2 protein-coding genes are annotated in these 1,204 nt (G+C 37.0%); both read left to right on the plus strand.

Translation table 11 applies throughout. The features are described 5' to 3' along the window. Positions 1-450: transposase (locus EDM53_RS05435; RefSeq protein WP_130122645.1), on the plus strand; the 450-nt coding region annotated here is incomplete at its 5' end. A gap of 350 nt (positions 451-800) precedes the next feature. Next, positions 801-1,204: type 2 periplasmic-binding domain-containing protein (locus tag EDM53_RS05440; RefSeq protein ID WP_130122646.1), on the plus strand; the 404-nt coding region annotated here is incomplete at its 3' end.

A 1,204-nucleotide genomic window follows, 5' to 3' on the forward strand; every position in this document is an offset into this window, starting at 1 on the left:
GGGAAGAAAAGCTATTTTGGCTACAAGGCATTTATTGTTACAGATAGTGAGGATGGGTTTATCAGGCATGTTGAGGTATTACCTGCGAATGCTTCTGAGGTAAGGAATTTAGAAGGAGCGCTTGGTCCATTAAAGCCTAGGAGAGTGTATGCTGATAAGGGTTACTATAGTAGCGAGAATAAGGAGCTATTACGTAGGAAGGGGATTAAGAATGGCATCATGTATAAGGCAGCAAGGAATAAAGGGCTGAGTAGGCTAGAGAAAGTATTTAACAGGTTAGTTAGTAGTCACAGATATTTGGTAGAACAGGCTTTTGGTACATTGAAACGAAGATTTGGAATGACGAGAGCTACCTATATGACATTGCGAAAGGTTAAGGCGGAGGTGATAAGAAAAGCCATGGCATTTAACCTGTTAAAGGCCCTAAATCTAAGGGGAAAGCATGCTTGATAAGGCAAAAGAAAGGACTCCTACTATATTGTATTAATTACTTATAACAAAATACTCTGATAACTTAATATAGTCTGACAAAATATACTGCAACCTTCATGCATTACTCACAACACAAATAAAAAAACAAAATCACGCAGAGGTCTCTTGTAGCCAAAATAGCTCTTCTTCCCTTTCTTAAGGCATCTAGCATCTGGATCCTTAGACTCTTAATGGGTACTTTTTAGGGTTGTGATGAGCATCTACTCAAATTATCACAACAAGTCATGGAATAATCTTGATTTTATTGACGAAATGTCAGAAATTAGTGAAGTGATCGTTAAACAACGTAAAATTAGAGATATATTTGTATGAAACCAAAGATACTTAACATAGAAATGACATATGCTGAGTTTAAAGAAATACGTCATGCGTTGGAAAATGGGAGATTGGAAGAGGCGATAGCAGCTTTTATAAGCAACCACAGTGAACAGAATCTGTCTCGAGATGATGTACTAAGTTTGGCTTTAAATAAGGCGGTAAGACGGGACATACCAAGGACAGTGGAAGATATTTTATATGAAGAATACACACAGAGCATTCTTACTATAATGGATAGTACCGAGTTTAGTCCACTTTCATTTGCTTTAGCTTTTCGTAAGAGAAGTGATGTATTAGAAGCAATAAAAGAGTATTTAGATGAACATCAAGAAGAACTGGCAGGAATGTTAGTTGAATTAGAAGGGGAAGATTTTCTAGCAATCCGAGCGGTTGT

This window comes from Rickettsiales endosymbiont of Peranema trichophorum, from assembly GCF_004210275.1.
In the GTDB taxonomy this organism is placed as follows: domain Bacteria; phylum Pseudomonadota; class Alphaproteobacteria; order Rickettsiales; family Midichloriaceae; genus RICK02.